Origin of the sequence: Chromobacterium sp. IRSSSOUMB001, assembly GCF_023507765.1 — a bacterium.
In the GTDB taxonomy this organism is placed as follows: domain Bacteria; phylum Pseudomonadota; class Gammaproteobacteria; order Burkholderiales; family Chromobacteriaceae; genus Chromobacterium; species Chromobacterium haemolyticum.
This window is the reverse complement of the sequence record NZ_JALCYU010000005.1, coordinates 122,678-138,917: the sequence shown is the minus strand read 5'-3', so window position 1 is coordinate 138,917 and position 16,240 is coordinate 122,678. Positions and strand designations below refer to the sequence as shown.

Below are 16,240 nucleotides of genomic sequence, written 5' to 3'. Positions count from 1 at the left end.
GGCGGGGCTGGGTCAGGGCGCTGCGGCGTTTATTCCTGGCCGCGCAGCGCGGCCAACGCGTCAAAATAATCAGGGAAGGTCTTGGCCACGCACTTGGGGTCGTTGATGGTGACCGGCGCGCCCAACAGCGAGACCAGCGAGAAGCACATCGCCATCCGGTGATCGTCGTAAGTGTCGATTTCGGCGTTCGGTGTCAAGGAAGCAGGCGGGGTGATGCGGATGTAGTCCTGGCCTTCCTCCACCACGGCGCCCACTTTGCGTAGCTCGGCGGCCATCGCGCTCAGACGGTCGGTTTCCTTGACGCGCCAGCTCTCGATATTGCGCAGCGTGCTGGTGCCGTCGGCGGCCAGCGCGGCCACCGCCAAGGTCATCGCCGCGTCCGGAATGTGGTTGAAGTCGGCGTCTATCGCCTTGAGCGGGAGACTGGCGCTGGCCTCTATCCAGTTGGGGCCCATGTTGACTTCGGCGCCCATCAGACGCAGCGCGTCGGCGAACTTGACGTCGCCCTGAATGCTGTCCGCGCCCACGCCCTCCACTCGTACCGGGCCGCCCGCCAGCGCGCCGGCGGCGAGGAAGTAGGACGCGCTGGAAGCGTCGCCTTCCACGTGAACTTCGCCCGGGGAGATGTAAGTCTGTCCGCCGGGGATGGTGAAGCGCCGCCAGCCGTCGCGCTCAACCCGCACGCCGAAGCGGGCCATCAGGTTGAGGGTGATTTCGATATAAGGCTTGGAGATCAGCTCGCCGCTGACTTCGATGACCGCGGTTTCCCCGGTCAGCGGCAGCGCCATCAACAGGGCGGTGAGGAACTGGCTGGACACATTGCCCTTGACCGGAATCGGGCGGCCGGCTTCCAGCCGCGCCGGAGAGATGGCCAGCGGCGGATAGCCGGGCTGGCCCTGATATTGGATCTGGGCGCCTGCCACGCGCAGCGCGTCCACCAGATCGCCGATCGGCCGCTCGTGCATGCGCGGCACGCCGCTGAGTTGATAATTCCCCTGCATCAGCGCCAGCGCGGCGGTCAGCGGGCGGAAAGCGGTGCCGGCGTTGCCGAGGAACAGGTCCGCGCTTTTGACCGGAAACTCGCCGCCCACGCCCTGCACGCGGAAATCGCGGCTGTCGCCTATTTGCTCGATCTCCACCCCCAGCAGTTTCAGCGCCGCCAGCATGTGACGGATATCGTCCGAATCCAGCAGGTCGCGCACCAAGGTGCTCCCGCTGCCCAGCGCGGCCAGCAGTAGGGTGCGGTTGGAGATGCTTTTGGAGCCGGGTAGCTTGATGGCGCCGGACAGGCGTCGGACGGGGGCGAGGTGCAGTTGTTCCATGGCGGTTCGGGATCTTGTGTTCTTTGGGATTGGCGGAGGGCGCCGCGGCGCCCGTCGGACAATGTAACCGCCAGCAAGGCCTTTGCGCAAACCCCGCGTTGCCGCGCGGCTACGGCGCGCAAGCCGTAGAATCTTGCTGTGCCGGCCCGCGGCTTTGAGATAAAATCGCCAGTTTGGCTGGTTGCCCGTCGAGGCGGCCTGCGAGAATTTCTGCAAGGACATTGTCTGTACATGACCGCACCTGTCATCGCCATCGACGGCCCGTCCGCCTCGGGCAAGGGCACCGTCGCCGCCCTGGTCGCCGCGCGGCTGGGTTTTCATTATCTGGATTCGGGCTCGCTCTACCGCCTGCTGGCCTTGTTCGCGCAGCGCCACAACATAGCCTGGGACGACGAGCCTGGCCTGGCCGCCGCCGCCGCGGGGCTGCCGGTGGAGTTCGCCGATGGGGCTGTGTGGCTGGAGAGCAACGACGCCAGCGCGGCGATCCGCAGTGAGGAAATTGGCATCGGTGCCTCCAAGGTGGGCGCGCTGCCGGCGGTGCGCGCCGCGCTGTTGCAGCGCCAGCGCGATTTCTGCCAATTGCCCGGCCTGGTGACGGACGGCCGCGACATGGGTTCGGTGGTGTTTCCCGCCGCCGCCTTGAAGGTGTTTTTGACGGCCAGCGCCGAGGAGCGGGCCGATCGCCGCTATAAGCAGTTGATCGGCAAGGGAGATTCTGCTAATCTCCCACGGATTCTGCAGGACATTATCGATCGGGACGCGCGCGATGCCGCCCGGGCGGTAGCGCCGCTGCGCCAGGAGCCGGACGCCTTTTTGCTCGACACCACGGAGCTGACCATCGACCAGGCGGTCGCACAGGTTCTGCGCTGGTTCGAGGAAAGACAGGTCTCCGGCCTATGATTTTTTTGTCGGGTGAAAATGCTGCAAGGCAATAAACCCGGTTGTGCAACCCTAACCCGCACGCCGCAAGGCGCGCACCGAGAGTACGCTTGATGACTACCCTCTCCATGGAAAACTTCGCTCAGCTGTTTGAGGAAAGCCTGACCCTTCACGACATGCGCGTGGGCGAGGTGATCACTGCCGAAGTGGTGGCAGTTGATTCCAACTTTGTAACCGTGAACGCAGGCCTCAAGTCCGAGTCCCTGATCCCGGCTGAAGAATTCAAGAACGACCAAGGCGTGGTCGAAGTGGCCATCGGCGACTTCGTTACCGTTGCCATCGACGCGCTGGAAAACGGCTTTGGCGAAACCAAGCTGTCCCGCGAAAAAGCCAAGCGCCTGGCCGCTTGGGTGGAGCTGGAAGAGGCTCTGGAAACCGGCAAGATCCTGTCCGGTCTGATCAGCGGCAAGGTCAAAGGCGGCCTGACCGTTATGGTCAACGGCATCCGCGCCTTCCTGCCGGGTTCCCTGGTTGACGTGCGTCCGGTGAAAGACACCACCCCGTACGAAAACAAGCAGATCGAATTCAAGGTCATCAAGCTGGATCGCAAGCGCAACAACGTGGTTGTGTCCCGTCGTTCCGTGCTGGAAGAAACCCTGGGCGAAGAGCGCAAAGCTCTGCTGGAAACCCTGAAAGAGGGCGCCATCATCAAGGGTATCGTCAAGAACATCACCGACTACGGTGCGTTCGTTGACCTGGGCGGCATTGATGGCCTGCTGCACATCACCGACCTGGCATGGCGCCGCGTGAAGCACCCGTCCGAAGTTCTGGCCGTGGGCGACGAAGTGGAAGCCAAGGTACTGAAGTTCGACCAAGAGAAGAACCGCGTATCCCTGGGTCTGAAGCAACTGGGCGAAGATCCGTGGGTGGGCCTGTCCCGCCGCTACCCGTCCGGCACCCGTCTGTTCGGCAAGGTGACCAACCTGACCGACTACGGCGCGTTCGTGGAAATCGAACAAGGCATCGAAGGCCTGGTGCACGTGTCCGAAATGGACTGGACCAACAAGAACGTACACCCGTCCAAGGTTGTTCAGGTTGGCGACGAAGTGGAAGTCATGATCCTGGAAATCGACGAAGACCGTCGTCGTATCTCCCTGGGCATGAAGCAGTGCCTGGCCAACCCGTGGAACGAGTTTGCCGACAACTTCCACAAAGGCGACAAGCTGAAGGGCGCGATCAAGTCCATCACCGACTTCGGCGTGTTCGTTGGCCTGCCGGGCGGCATCGACGGCCTGGTTCACCTGTCCGACCTGTCCTGGAACGAAGCCGGCGAAGAAGCCGTGCGCAAGTTCAAGAAGGGCGACGAGGTTGAAGCCGTTGTTCTGTCCATCGACGTTGAAAAAGAACGCATCTCCCTGGGCATCAAGCAGATGGAAGGCGATCCGTTCAACAACTTCGTTGCGATGAACGACAAGGGCGCTCTGGTTAAGGGCACCGTGAAGTCCGTTGACGCCAAAGGCGCCGTCGTGACTCTGGACACCGATGTTGAAGGCTACCTGCGTGCTTCCGAACTGTCCCGCGACCGCGTGGAAGACGCTCGCTCCGTTCTGAAGGACGGCGAGGAAGTGGAAGCCGTGATCATTGCCGTGGACCGCAAGTCCCGCAATATCAGCCTGTCCATCAAGGCTAAAGACGCTCAGGAAGACAACGTTGCTCTGAAGAGCCTGTCCGTTGACAGCGCTTCCGCTGGCACCACCAATCTGGGTGCCCTGCTGAAGGCAAAACTGTCCGGCTCCAACGAGTAATTGAGACATGACCAAATCTGAGCTGATCGCTAGGCTGTCGGAACGACTCGCCGAGCGCAATTCTCAGTTGGTCTACAAAGACGCTGAGTTGGCCGTCAAAACCATTTTGGATGCGATGGCCAATAACCTGGCGCAGGGAAACCGGATTGAAATCCGCGGTTTCGGCAGTTTCGATTTGAACTACCGTCCGCCGCGGATTGGCCGCAACCCCAAGTCGGGCACCAGCGTCTCGGTTCCTGAGAAATATGTGCCGCATTTCAAGGCGGGCAAAGAATTGCGCGAACGCGTCGACCTGTCCCTGTTGGAGCAGAGCGAAGCCTAGGCGTATGAGCCCTGTCTAGCGAATCCAAAGCGCCGCTTTTTGCGGCGCTTTTTCTTTGAGCGGCTTGAAATTCCAGCTTGGGTTGCGCCGGGCTATCGTTTAAACTTGCACTCCGGCAAACAAATCGAGCGAGATCATGCGTTACCTGCTTCGTATCGTTGAATTGGCCCTGTTGGTATTCCTGATCGCGGTCACCGTGCAAAACAGCCATGCGGTTGAATTCAAATTGTTCTTCGGCCAGTCCTGGTCCGCGCCGCTGATTGTGTTTCTGCTGTTGTTTTTCGTGGTTGGCGCCCTGGTGGGTCTGCTCGCCACGCTCGGCTATTATCTGCGTAGCCGAAAAGAGCTGTCTCAATTGAAAAAAGAATTACGCAACCGTCCCCCCGCCAGCAAGGTGATCAGCGACCCCAGCGACGCGATCGCCGATTAAGCCTAGCGCGAGCGGCGGAGCTAGCCGGCGCCGCGTTTAGGCGCCGCTGTGATTCCATTCGCCGTTCTTGATGATGCCGCCCGGGAGCGGCTGTTGTTGTTTGTCCGGAAAGGATTGCTGTTGGAACTGGATTTGTGGTGGTTGCTATTGTTTCCGGCCTTTTTCGGCCTGGGTTGGTTTGCCGCGCGCGTGGACATGCGCACGGTGCTGAAACAGGCGAAAGCGGTGCCGACCGGCTTTTTCCGCGGCCTGGACGCGCTGGTGGAGGACAAGACGGATATCGCGGCCTCGGCCCTGGCCGAAGTGGCTCGCCAGCAAGGGTCGGCGCTGGAGTTGCAGCACACCTTGGGCAAACTGTACCGTAAGCGCGGCGAGAACGACCGCGCCATCCGCCTGCATCAGCGCATGCTGGACGCGCCGGATCTGCCGGCCGAGCACCGCGACGCGGTGCGTTTCGAGCTGGCCCAGGATTTTCGCAAGGCCGGCCTGGTGGACCGAGCCGAAGAAATATTGATCAAGCTGCAGGACGGCAATATGGGCCTGGCTGCGCGCCGCCAGCTGCTGGATATCTACCAGCAGGACCGCGATTGGCACAAGGCCATCGCCACCGCCAAGGAGTTGCGCAGCGACGCGCACTCCTTCCAGCATGAAGTGGCGCAGTTCTATTGCGAACTGGCTCAGGGCGAACTGTACAAATCCAATAGCGAGCAGGCGCGCCGCTACGTGGAGGAGGCGTTCGCCGCCAACCGAAAATGCGTGCGCGCCAGCCTGATCCTGGGCGACATCGAGTTCGCCGGAGGCCATGTGGAAGCGGCGATCGCGGCCTGGCAGAACATCGAGAAACAAAACTATGAATACCTGTCGATGGCCGCGGAGCGCTTGTTCGACGCCTACGAGCGGATGGACAAGCCGCTGGAAGGGATCGCCTTGCTGCGAGGCTATCAGAAGACCTTCCCGCAATTGGAGCTGACCGATCTGCTGTACCAGAAGATCGCCACCTACGAGGGCGAGGAGAAGGCGCTGGAAGTGGCGCGAGAGGGCGTGCATGCCCGCCCCAGCCTTTCCGGCGTGTACAGGCTGATCGAGGCGCAGATGGACGAGTTGAGCCCGGAAGGGCGGATGGACGCGGAAGTGGCGCGCGCGCTGGTGCTCAAGCACGCGCAGCGTCTGAGCGTACATCGCTGCAAATGCTGCAACTTCCGCTCGCGCGCCTTCTTTTGGCATTGCCCGGCTTGCGGCGAGTGGGAGGGCTTCACCGCCAACCGCTCGGAATCGCAGTAACAATACATGGCTTAAGATTAAGCAGCCGCCCTGAGCGGCTGCGCTGATTTGAATGCAGACCGCCGGCAAGAGTCGGCGGCAAGAATGGAGCAAGCATGAACCCTTTGATCGCAGCCGGCGAGTTGCAGCCGACTTCGCCTGTCGTCGTAGCCCTGGACTTTGCCGACGCGGATAGCGCCTTGCGCTTCGCCAGCCGTCTGGACCCGAGCGAGTGCCGGCTCAAGGTGGGCAAGGAGTTGTTCACGTCCTCCGGCCGCAGCTTGGTGGAAAGCCTGGCGGCCAGGGGGTTTCAGGTGTTCCTGGATTTGAAGTTCCATGATATTCCCAACACGGTGGCCCATGCCTGCAAGGCGGCGGCGGAAGCCGGCGTCTGGATGGTCAATGTGCACGCCTCCGGCGGCCGCCGGATGATGGAAGCGGCGCGCGAGGCACTGGCGCCGTACAGCCAACGGCCGCTGTTGATCGCGGTGACGGTGCTGACCAGCATGGAAGCCGCCGATCTGGCCGAAATCGGCATCGCAGCCTCACCGCAAGAGCACGTGCTGCGGCTGGCTACGCTGACCCGCGACTGCGGCCTGGACGGCGTGGTGTGCTCGGCTCAAGAAGCCGGAGAGTTGAAAGCCGCGCTGGGCCGCGATTTCAAACTGGTGACGCCGGGCATCCGCCTGGCGGACAGCGTTGCCGACGATCAGCGCCGGGTGATGACCCCGACGACCGCGTTGGCGGCGGGTTCCGACTATCTTGTGATCGGCCGGCCCATCACCCGCGCCGCCGACCCGCTGGCCGTGTTGCGCGCCATCAACCAAGACATTCAGCACTATCAGGCTCAATAAAATATGAAAATCACAGTTATCGGTACGGGGTATGTCGGTTTGGTGACCGGCACGTGTCTGGCGGAAACCGGCTATCACGTGTGCTGCCTGGATGTGGATCCCAATAAGATCGCCATCCTGAAGCAGGGCGGCATTCCGATTTTCGAGCCCGGCCTTGAAGACATGGTGCGGCGCAATGTGGCCGCCGGCCGGCTCAGCTTCACCACCGACATCGCCGAGTCTGTGGCCTTTGGCGACGTGCAGTTCATCGCCGTCGGCACCCCGCCGGACGAGGACGGCTCCGCCGATCTGCAATACGTGCTAGCCGCCGCGCGCAATATCGGCCGTTACATGACGGATTATAAAGTCATCGTCGACAAGTCCACCGTGCCGGTGGGCACCGCGGACCTGGTCAAGGCCGCGGTGGCGGACACCCTGGCCGAGCGTGGCGAAGCGCTGGAATTCAGCGTGGTGTCCAACCCGGAGTTCCTGAAGGAAGGCGCGGCCATAGACGACTTCATGCGTCCGGACCGCGTGGTGATCGGCGTGGACGACGAACGCGCGGCTGCGATGATGCGCCGGCTATACGCGCCGTTTCAGCGCAATCACGAACGCGTGTTGCTGATGGACGTGCGCTCCGCGGAGCTGACCAAGTACGCGGCCAACGCCATGCTGGCGACGCGCATCTCCTTTATGAACGAGCTGGCCAATCTGGCCGAGAGCCTGGGCGCAGACATCGAGCAGGTGCGGCTGGGCATGGGCTCCGATCCGCGCATCGGCTACCACTTCCTGTATCCGGGTGTGGGCTACGGCGGCTCCTGCTTCCCCAAGGACGTCAAGGCCCTGGTGCAGACCGCCAAGGAAAACGGCCATGAGCTGCGTGTGCTGACGGCGGTGGAGGAAGCCAACGATCTGCAGAAGCTGCGCCTGGTGGACAAGGTGCTGGCGCGTTTCGGCCAGGATCTGAGCGGCCGCCGTTTTGCGATGTGGGGCCTGGCCTTCAAGCCCAACACCGACGATATGCGCGAAGCGCCCAGCCGCGTGATCGCGGCGGAACTGAGCCGCCGCGGCGCGGAAGTGGTGGCTTTCGATCCGGTGGCGACCCATGAAGCGCAGCGGGTGATGGGCGACATCGCCGGCCTGAGCTTCGCCGCCGACATGATGACGGCGTTGCAGCAGGCGGACGCCTTGTTGATCGTCACAGAATGGAAGATGTTCCGCGCACCGGACCTGGACGCCGTCAAGCGGGCGCTGAAGCAGCCCTTGGTATTCGACGGCCGCAATATGTACGACCCGGCCTGGATGCGCGAGCAGGGTTTCGATTACTTCGCGATCGGCCGCTGAGGATTGTCATGGGCTTGATGCAAGACCTGGGGCTGGACAGCTCCAAACTGGCCGCCGAACTGGCGCAAGCGAAAGTTCTGGTGGTGGGCGATGTGATGCTGGACCGTTACTGGTTTGGCGACGCCACCCGCATTTCGCCGGAAGCGCCGGTGCCGGTGGCCAAAATCGAGCGCATTGAAGAACGCGCCGGCGGCGCCGCCAACGTGGCGCGCAATATCGCGGGCCTGGGCGGCCAGGCCACCCTGTTATCCGTAGTGGGCGACGACGAAGCCGCCTCCGCGCTGGAGCGTCTGCTGGCGGCGGACGGCATTTCCACCTCTCTGAAGCGCGATCCGAGCATCGCCACCACCATCAAGTTGCGCGTGGTGGCAAGGCAGCAACAGCTGATCCGTCTTGATTTCGAGGACGCGCCTAGCCATGAGATCCTGGCGGGCAAGCTGGAAGAGTATCAGCAGATCCTGGGCAGTCATGATGTGGTGATTCTGTCCGACTACGGCAAAGGCGGCCTGACTCACGTCAGCAAGATGATCGAGCTGGCGCGCCAGGCCGGCAAGCCGGTGTTGATCGACCCCAAGGGCGACGACTACAGCAAATACGCCGGCGCCACGCTGCTGACGCCGAACCGCAGCGAATTCCGCCAAGTGGCCGGCCGCTGGGCTTCCGAGAGCGAGTTGACCGCCAAGGCGCAGGCCTTGCGCGCGGCTTTGTCGCTGGACGCCTTGCTGGTGACGCGCAGCGAGGAGGGCATGACCTTGTTCCGCGACGAGGGCGTGGTGCATCAGCCCACCTTCGCGCGCGAGGTGTACGATGTATCCGGCGCCGGCGACACCGTGATTGGCACGCTGGGGCTGGGGCTGGCCGCCGGCCAGCCGTTGCCGGTGGCGATGAGCCTGGCCAACGCCGCCGCCGGCGTGGTGGTGGGCAAGCTGGGCACCGCGGTGTGCAGCCAGCGCGAACTTTTCGCCGTGTGATCCCGTCCAGTCAGGCTGGATCCTGAAGGAGAACGCATGCAGCACTATACCGATGCCATTCTGGAGTTCTGGTTCGGCGGCAGCGACGACAGCTTCCTGTCGGTGCCGCGCAGCGCCTGGTTCAATAAGGACGAGGTGTTCGACGGCGTCATCCGCGAACGCTTTCTGGAGACATGGCGGCAGGCGCGTGCAGGCGAACTGCCGCCGGACGCCGATGACGCCCGGCGCGGCCTGGCCTGGCTGATTCTGACCGATCAATTCCCGCGCAACCTGTTCCGCGGCTCCGCCGAGGCCTTCGCCACCGATGGCTTGGCGCTGGCTTGGGCCCGCCGCATGGTGGCGTTGGGCCTGGACCGGCAACTGCCCCAGATCGCCCGCACCTTTGTTTATCTGCCGTTTGAGCATAGCGAGTCGCTGGCGGATCAGGACGAAGCCGTGCGTTTGTTTGAAACCATGGCGGAGGATGCCGCCATGGCCCGTTTCATTGATTACGCGCATCGTCACCGGGACGTGATCGTCCGCTTCGGGCGCTTCCCGCATCGCAATGCCGCGCTGGGTCGGGTGGATACGCCGGACGAGCGGACCTATCTGGCTGAGCCCGGCGCCGGTTTTTAAACGCGCACCCCTATTCTCGCGCCGTGGGCGATGGCCGGCGGCGGAAAGGAAAACATGACTATCGTCGTTACCGGCGCCGCCGGTTTTATCGGTTCCAACCTGGTCAAAGCGCTGAACGAGCGCGGCGTTACCGACATCATCGCCGTGGATAATCTGTCCAGCGGCGACAAATTCCGTAATCTGGTGGATTGCGAAATCGCCCATTACATGGACAAGCACGACTTCCTGGCCCTATTGCTGGAAGGCGAGTTCGAGGGCGAGTTGTCCGCCATCCTGCACCAGGGCGCGTGTTCCGACACCATGAACCACGACGGCAAGTACATGATGGACAACAACTATCAGTACACGCTGGCCCTGTTCGACTACTGTCAGCACGAGGAAATCCAGTTCCTCTACGCTTCCAGCGCGGCCACCTACGGCAAGGGCACCGTGTTCAAGGAAGAGCGCCAGTACGAAGGCCCGCTCAATGTCTACGGCTACTCCAAATTCCTGTTCGACCAAGTGCTGCGCCAACGCATGAAGGAAGGTCTGAGCGCGCAGGCGGTGGGCTTCCGCTATTTCAACGTCTACGGTCCGCGCGAGCAGCACAAGGGCCGCATGGCCTCGGTGGCCTTCCACCATTTCAACCAGTACCGCGAGCATGGCAAGGTCAAGCTGTTCGGCGGCTGGGACGGTTGGGGCAACGGCATGCAAAGCCGCGATTTCGTGTCGGTGGAGGACGTGGCCAAGATCAACCTATATTTCCTGGATCACCCGGAAAAGAGCGGCATCTTCAACCTGGGTTCCGGCCGTTCGCAGCCGTTCAACGACGTTGCGGTGGCCACCGTCAACGCCTGCCGCCGCCATGAGGGCCAGCCGGGGCTGAGCCTGGACGAGATGGTGGCTCAGGGTATTGTCGAATACGTCGATTTCCCTGATGCGCTCAAGGGCAAGTACCAGAGCTTTACACAAGCGGATATTGGCAAGCTGCGCAGCGCCGGCTACGACGCCGAATTGTTTAGCGTCGAGCAGGGTGTGGACCGTTACGTGGATTGGCTGATCAAGCAATGACGCTGCGGGTCCGCCGTGGAGCGGCCGGGCTTCTTGATGTGATTTGATACTTAAACAGCCTCCTGTCATTTTTGACGGGAGGCTGTTTTGTTTTGGGCGGCCGATGTTGCGAAGGTGCCTGCTTATTGTTTTTTAAGGCAATGATTTTTATGTGTTTTTAAATTTAATGTCATAAGCGGATAAGGCAAGAACAGCTTAGTTCTAGATCAAAAACACCATGAATGACAAATAATTTATTTTTTGAGTCGGATTGAGTCGGATGCTATCAAAAGAAGCAGGCCTGACCGCCCGCGATCCAATCGCGCGGCGGTCCGGTCGCGAGCTAAGGTTCCGATCAATCGCAAGCGCCGCATCGGCTGCCTTGCATCGTAGAAAGTCGAAAATCATGGGCGATCTCAAGGATCTCAAGGACGCTGAAACCAAGCTGCTGCTGACCGCAAACGATGGCTCCACCGTGACCATCCATTTTGTCGGCGTGCCTGCCGCAACCGGCGCGATTGTCAATTACGTGACCAATACCGCCAACCAGCCGAAGAAATTCGGAAATCATATTTATGTATGGGAAAGCACCAGCAATATCGTGCCTTGGGCCAAGTCGCCGACGGGCGACACCGCCATCGACACCGACAGCTCCACCAGCACCCAATTCGTCGATTTCGCTTTTGAAGACAAGGGCTACATCCTGGGTTACGCCGTGGCTGCCACCCCCAATGCGGTGTGCTCCACCATTTATGTGCCGCAAGGCTCGCTGGATAGTCCGCAGGACTGGCAGTACGCCAACAATTCGGTAAAAACACTCTATGTCGGCACCAACCTGGTGCAGGCGCAATACCAAGTGCTGCAATCTTACGACGCGGTGACCAATAAGAACTGGTTGGGGCTATGGCAGGGTTCCACCGTGCCTTATAGCGGCGATCCGCTGAAGAAAGTCAGCGTCACCCAGGGCGGCGACAGCGGCAGCGTGATTTTCAGCAATGTCAAACTGACCATCAACACCACCTATTCGATCGGCTACTTCATGGTGGACCAAGTGTCCGGCCGCACCTCGCTGGCCGCCACCTCCACCTTCACCGTCGGCAAGGCCTGATTCGCCTGCGCTTGAAGCGGCCGGCGCGCCAGTGGAACACCGGGGCGCACCGGCCGTTGGAGGCTTCCCCCGATCAAGCACCACGCTGAGTCCATGTCGAATTTGCTGCTGCTGAGCAACGATGCCGGTCGCCAGGTTTTCGTCACCGTGGTGGGCGTGCCTATGCCGGACGGCGTGCTGGCCAACTACATCACCAATACCGCCAATCAGCCGCAGACCTTCGACAACCGCTTGTACGCCTGGGAGAGCAGCGCCAATCAGGTGCCGTGGGACAAAGCGCCGGCCGGGCAGGCCGCTTTGCTGAGCGATAGTTCCACTTCCACCCGCGTGCTGAATTTCGATTACGAACCCAAGGGCTATGTCATCGCCTACGCGGTGGCGGGCGCGCCGCAGGCGGTGTGCGCCAGCGTCTACCTGCCCGCAGGCGAGCAGGACAATCCGCAAGCCTGGGCCTATGACAGCGTGTCGCTGCAGACGGTGTACGTGGACAGCAATGTATTGCAACTCAAGTACAAGGTACTGACGGCTTATCAGCCCAAAGCCGCGGGAAACTGGGTGGGCATCTGGCAGGGCTCGACCGTGCCTTACAGCGGCGATCCTATCCGCAGCCTGCCGGTGCCGCGCGACGACGACGCCGGCTATTTGGCGATGGATGGTCTGAAACTGACCATCAACACCAGCTATGCGGTTGGCTATTTCATGCAAGCGCTGCCGCAGGGGCGAACCTCGCTGGCGGCGACGACGACGTTCACGATAGGCGCTTATCAAGGAGAAAAGACATGATCGCATTCGAGCGCCTGACGGGCAGCCGGCTGTACATCGATCAGGCCAACCAGGCCGGAGCCGGCTGGTGGGCCTGGCTGCTGGCCGCCGGCGCGCAGGCGCCGGCCGGCCCGGTGGCGCTGTCGGAAGCGCTGGAGAATGCGGAGCTGGGCGGCAGCTTTGTCTACTGCGCCGTCGAACCGGACCTGGGCGGCGACAAGGCCGCCGCCTTCGTCGCGGCGCTGGATGCGATTCTGGCCACCGTCATCGGCGGCCGCGCCTTGCTGTGGTTGAGGCGGGCGGATCAGGCGCAGCAGGCCTTGGAGCAGGGTTGGATCTTGTCTTTCTCCGCTTCCGGCGGCGGGTGGCGCACCAGCAACGGCCTGGATCTAAGCCTGACTGGCGGAGCCGGCATCGGCGTCGCCATCGCCTCCGGCGCGGCACTGACTGTGGCCGAGTCCGGCGACGCCTTGATATTGACCGGCCGCAACTCGGCGGCGGCCACCTTGAGCGGCGGCATGGCGCCCGCCCTGTATCAGGACGACTACAGCGCCAGCCTGGCGTTTGCCGGCGCGGCGCTGGGTAGTTGGAGGTTCGGCTTCAAGACCGCGCGTCTGGCTTTGGCGCGCAACTTCGCCTGCGGCTTCCAATTGCTGGTGCCCAATCCGGCGGCGAACAGCGCTGGCTCGGACCAGCCGGTGAAGGACTTGAGCGCTTATCTGCCGCTGGTGAACGGCGGCGAGCCTAATCCCACCGACCTGTTCGCTTTCACCGCGCAGTTCAACCCGGTCAATCCCAACAATGCCTTGCCGGCGACGCCCACCGTGTTCTGGTTCGCCGCCGGGGCCAGCCTGGATCTGGTGTCTTACTACCGCACCGTCTACGGCATGACGGTGGCTCTGCGTCCGGTGCTGGACGCGGCGGCGGGGCGGCCGGCGGGCCTGGTGGTCAATCCCGGCTCCGGCAGGACGCCGCTGTATCTGGGTTACAGCTTTGCGCCGGTAGGGGACTTCGAACTGCGGGTGGTGGGAGCGGAGGACGGTCAGCCGCAGCAATTGCTGGCCGGTTTGTCCGGTTCGGAAAACATCGGCTTCGTCAGCGGCGCTGCGTACTTGCGCGCCAGCGGCGGGCAGCCGGCCTATGCCCCGGTTTTTCCCCTGGAGCCCAGCTCGCCGGTGGGGCCGCCCTTGGACCCGCTGGCCTTGTTGCTGAATCGGGACTTCCGCACCTCTTGGTGCACGGTGACGGCCAAGGGCGAAGGCGCCAGCGCTCACTACGCTGCCGCGCCCAAGGGCGCTGATCTGTTCGGCCTGCCGGACGCGGCCAAAGCGGACGGCGGCGATCTGCTGGAACCCAAAGACCCCGGCTTGGCCTTGCCCAACAGCGGTGAACTGAGCTTCCCCCTATTGCCGTTCGCGGCGTTTCGCTCCGGGACCGGGGACCAAGATTTGCAGGCCGGCCAGATGGAGTTGCTGGAGAGCCAGATCGTCAGCCCCACTCGGCGCAATCGCATCAACGCCGCCTCCGCCCAGGCGTCCCGCTCGGCGCGCGCCAGCCTGGGCCTGGACTTGGCGCGCAACGTCGCCGGCTACAACGCGGCCACGCCGGCAGGCTTCATCGCCCGCGTCGCGGAGCGGGGCTGGAGTCGTCTGCTGCTGGCGCAGATCATGGCGGGCGGGCAGCCGCAATGGCAGCTGGGCTTTACCGCGCCGTCCAGCGCCTTGCAGGCGGCGTTCCAGACCGACAACCTGTTTCTGCCGGTGGCCAATCCCCTCCAGTTGGGGGTTGAGGCCAGCGGCGTGATGCCTGAGGATCCGCCGGCCAGCCCGTCCCGCTTCTACAACCAGTTGGAGATCGATCGCTGGCGCTTCAAGGCGGCGGTGGGCAAGGGCAACCGCTATGGCGACTATCGCAATGTGATGGTGGTCAAGGGCGTGCCCGGCAGCTTGCTTGAATTGGTGACCCGGCCGACGCAATGGACGCAGAAGAATCTGTTCGCCGCGCCGCTGGGGCCGGATGGACTGCCGGACGCGTCGCAGTTGACCCCGCTGGCCGATTGGCTGAGCGAATACTTCGACAGCGCGCTGAAGCAGCAGGACAATCCCTATTTCCAGAACTTCTGCCGCATCATCCGGGACCCCAACTGGCAGGGCGTGCTGCTGCTGCGGGTGGATATTGAGAAAGTGCCGGCGGAGTTGCTGGGTTTGTTGGCGGGGGTGACTCAGCCGGAGGCCTTCGCCGCACATCATATCGGCGTCGAACTGAGCCAGATCGACGGCAAGACCGTGACCCAGAGCGACTCCAGCTCCTTGTTCGGGTTGATCTACTACCTGGATCCGGACTACGAAGACGAGCCGCAGGCGCATGCGATTCCGCCGCAGGACGCCGACGCCACCTATGAATTCCGCCTGCTGACCTTGAAGGCCTTGTTCCAGAACACCGCGGTGCAGCGTTTTGAAAGCGTGGCCCAGGTGGTGCTGAATCAATTGTTCGGCAGCCGGGTGGATAGCATGGTCGAGGATCAGGGGCAAGCCAATATCTACAACGCCGTGTTGCTGCAAGGCGGTTTCCAGACCAACGGCGGCGCGCCGGTGTACTCCTTGTCTTCCGCCCAGCCGGCCTTGTTCAAGCTGCGCAACAATGTGCTCACCAGTGTGGAGATCGCCACCGCGGCCTTGTCCACGCGCGATGAGAGCGCGGGCGGCAGCGCGGTGTCCTGGCTGGACATGTCCGGTTTCATGCAGTTCGCCGTGCTCAAGGACGAGGCGGGGGAACTGCCGCCTTTCGATCTGTTTTCCTTCGGTGCCGACGGCGATGAGCCCGTGGCTGGCCAAGGTTTGCGTTTCAGCGGCCTGGGCCTGCGCATCGCCTTCCCGCTGAGCGGTCCGGATGGCGGGCCCACCGTGATCTCAATGCTGGAAAACGAGCTGTCCTTCAATCCGGCGGCTAGCCGCTCGCGAGCGCAGGGGCTGTATCGCGATTTCCAACTGGAATTGAACGGCCTCTTGTCCGGCGCGGCCGACAGCACGCCGGCGGCCAAGGGGTTTTTGGCGGTGGCGACCAGCTACGGCCTGCAAGGCGTGGCCGAACGCGCCTGGCACGGCCTGTCGCTGCGCGTCAACCTGGGCACCTTGGGCGCGCTGGCGTCCAAGGTCAATCTCAACACGACCTTGTTGCTGGCCTGGGCCGACGATAGCGGCGCGGCCGACGGCGACGCCGGTTATCAGGCTCATGTCGGGATGGCTTTGCCAGGCGCGGGGCCGGGCGGCGAGCTATTCAGCCTGCAAACCGTGATCAAGCTGTCCATCGGTGCGATCCGGCTGTTGTACAACGCCGAGCAGAAAGGCTATTTGCTGCTGCTCAACGAGATCGCGCTCAAGTTCTTGGGCTTGCTGCGCATTCCGCCCAACGGGGCCACCTCGTTCTTTCTTTTCGGCAACCCCGGTGCGGAGACGCCCACCGGTCTGGGATGGTACGCGATTTACAACCAGGACCAGCCGCCTCCGGCCGCCGCCCCCGATGCCGACCCGACGGCGCTTACCCACCAGTCTCAATCTTGA

At 62.9% G+C, this 16,240-nt stretch carries 14 protein-coding genes; 13 read left to right on the top strand and 1 reads right to left on the bottom strand.

Annotation, left to right across the window (positions count from 1 at the left end; translation table 11 throughout):
- Positions 1–29 precede the first annotated feature (29 nt).
- Positions 30–1,322, bottom strand: a complete 1,293-nt coding sequence (gene aroA / locus MOV80_RS08265; RefSeq protein WP_118268043.1) for a 3-phosphoshikimate 1-carboxyvinyltransferase — start codon at positions 1,320–1,322, stop codon at positions 30–32.
- A 231-nt stretch (positions 1,323–1,553) separates the two neighbouring features.
- Here aroA and cmk point away from each other — a divergent pair, with 231 nt between their 5' ends.
- The 13 genes from cmk (at position 1,554) to MOV80_RS08200 (ending at position 16,240) form a co-directional block, all read left to right on the top strand.
- On the top strand, positions 1,554–2,222 hold the full coding sequence (gene cmk / locus MOV80_RS08260; RefSeq protein WP_019104288.1) for a (d)CMP kinase: 669 nt from the start codon (positions 1,554–1,556) through the stop codon (positions 2,220–2,222).
- 92 nt (positions 2,223–2,314) lie between these two features.
- Positions 2,315–4,006 (top strand): 30S ribosomal protein S1, encoded by a 1,692-nt coding sequence (gene rpsA / locus MOV80_RS08255; protein WP_085951937.1) that lies wholly within the window; start codon positions 2,315–2,317, stop codon positions 4,004–4,006.
- A 7-nt stretch (positions 4,007–4,013) separates the two neighbouring features.
- The gene (locus MOV80_RS08250; RefSeq protein WP_019104286.1) at positions 4,014–4,328 is read left to right on the top strand and encodes an integration host factor subunit beta; all 315 of its coding nucleotides are present in this window, start codon (positions 4,014–4,016) and stop codon (positions 4,326–4,328) included.
- Between the two features lie 136 nt (positions 4,329–4,464).
- Positions 4,465–4,758 carry a LapA family protein gene (locus MOV80_RS08245; protein WP_019104285.1) on the top strand — a complete coding sequence of 98 codons (294 nt, stop codon included), beginning with the start codon at positions 4,465–4,467 and terminating at the stop codon, positions 4,756–4,758.
- Positions 4,759–4,878: 120 nt separating this feature from the next.
- Positions 4,879–6,039, top strand: a complete 1,161-nt coding sequence (lapB, locus tag MOV80_RS08240; protein WP_039756704.1) for a lipopolysaccharide assembly protein LapB — start codon at positions 4,879–4,881, stop codon at positions 6,037–6,039.
- A 95-nt stretch (positions 6,040–6,134) separates the two neighbouring features.
- Positions 6,135–6,872 (top strand): orotidine-5'-phosphate decarboxylase, encoded by a 738-nt coding sequence (pyrF, locus tag MOV80_RS08235; RefSeq protein WP_019104283.1) that lies wholly within the window; start codon positions 6,135–6,137, stop codon positions 6,870–6,872.
- A 3-nt stretch (positions 6,873–6,875) separates the two neighbouring features.
- A complete protein-coding gene (locus MOV80_RS08230; protein WP_039756698.1) occupies positions 6,876–8,195 on the top strand; it encodes a UDP-glucose/GDP-mannose dehydrogenase family protein in 1,320 nt (439 codons plus the stop codon).
- Between the two features lie 8 nt (positions 8,196–8,203).
- Positions 8,204–9,166: a D-glycero-beta-D-manno-heptose-7-phosphate kinase gene (gene rfaE1, locus MOV80_RS08225; RefSeq protein ID WP_052051925.1), complete on the top strand. Its 963-nt coding sequence runs from the start codon at positions 8,204–8,206 to the stop codon at positions 9,164–9,166.
- Between the two features lie 36 nt (positions 9,167–9,202).
- A complete protein-coding gene (locus MOV80_RS08220; protein ID WP_043590089.1) occupies positions 9,203–9,781 on the top strand; it encodes a DUF924 family protein in 579 nt (192 codons plus the stop codon).
- A 54-nt stretch (positions 9,782–9,835) separates the two neighbouring features.
- Positions 9,836–10,831 (top strand): ADP-glyceromanno-heptose 6-epimerase, encoded by a 996-nt coding sequence (gene rfaD / locus MOV80_RS08215; RefSeq protein ID WP_081575495.1) that lies wholly within the window; start codon positions 9,836–9,838, stop codon positions 10,829–10,831.
- A gap of 385 nt (positions 10,832–11,216) precedes the next feature.
- Positions 11,217–11,918, top strand: coding sequence for a hypothetical protein (locus tag MOV80_RS08210; RefSeq protein ID WP_043590086.1), 702 nt, complete (start codon positions 11,217–11,219; stop codon positions 11,916–11,918).
- A gap of 93 nt (positions 11,919–12,011) precedes the next feature.
- Positions 12,012–12,701 carry a hypothetical protein gene (locus tag MOV80_RS08205; RefSeq protein WP_043590085.1) on the top strand — a complete coding sequence of 230 codons (690 nt, stop codon included), beginning with the start codon at positions 12,012–12,014 and terminating at the stop codon, positions 12,699–12,701.
- Positions 12,698–16,240, top strand: a complete 3,543-nt coding sequence (locus MOV80_RS08200; protein ID WP_249604994.1) for a hypothetical protein — start codon at positions 12,698–12,700, stop codon at positions 16,238–16,240. Before MOV80_RS08205 ends, MOV80_RS08200 begins: the two co-directional genes overlap by 4 nt.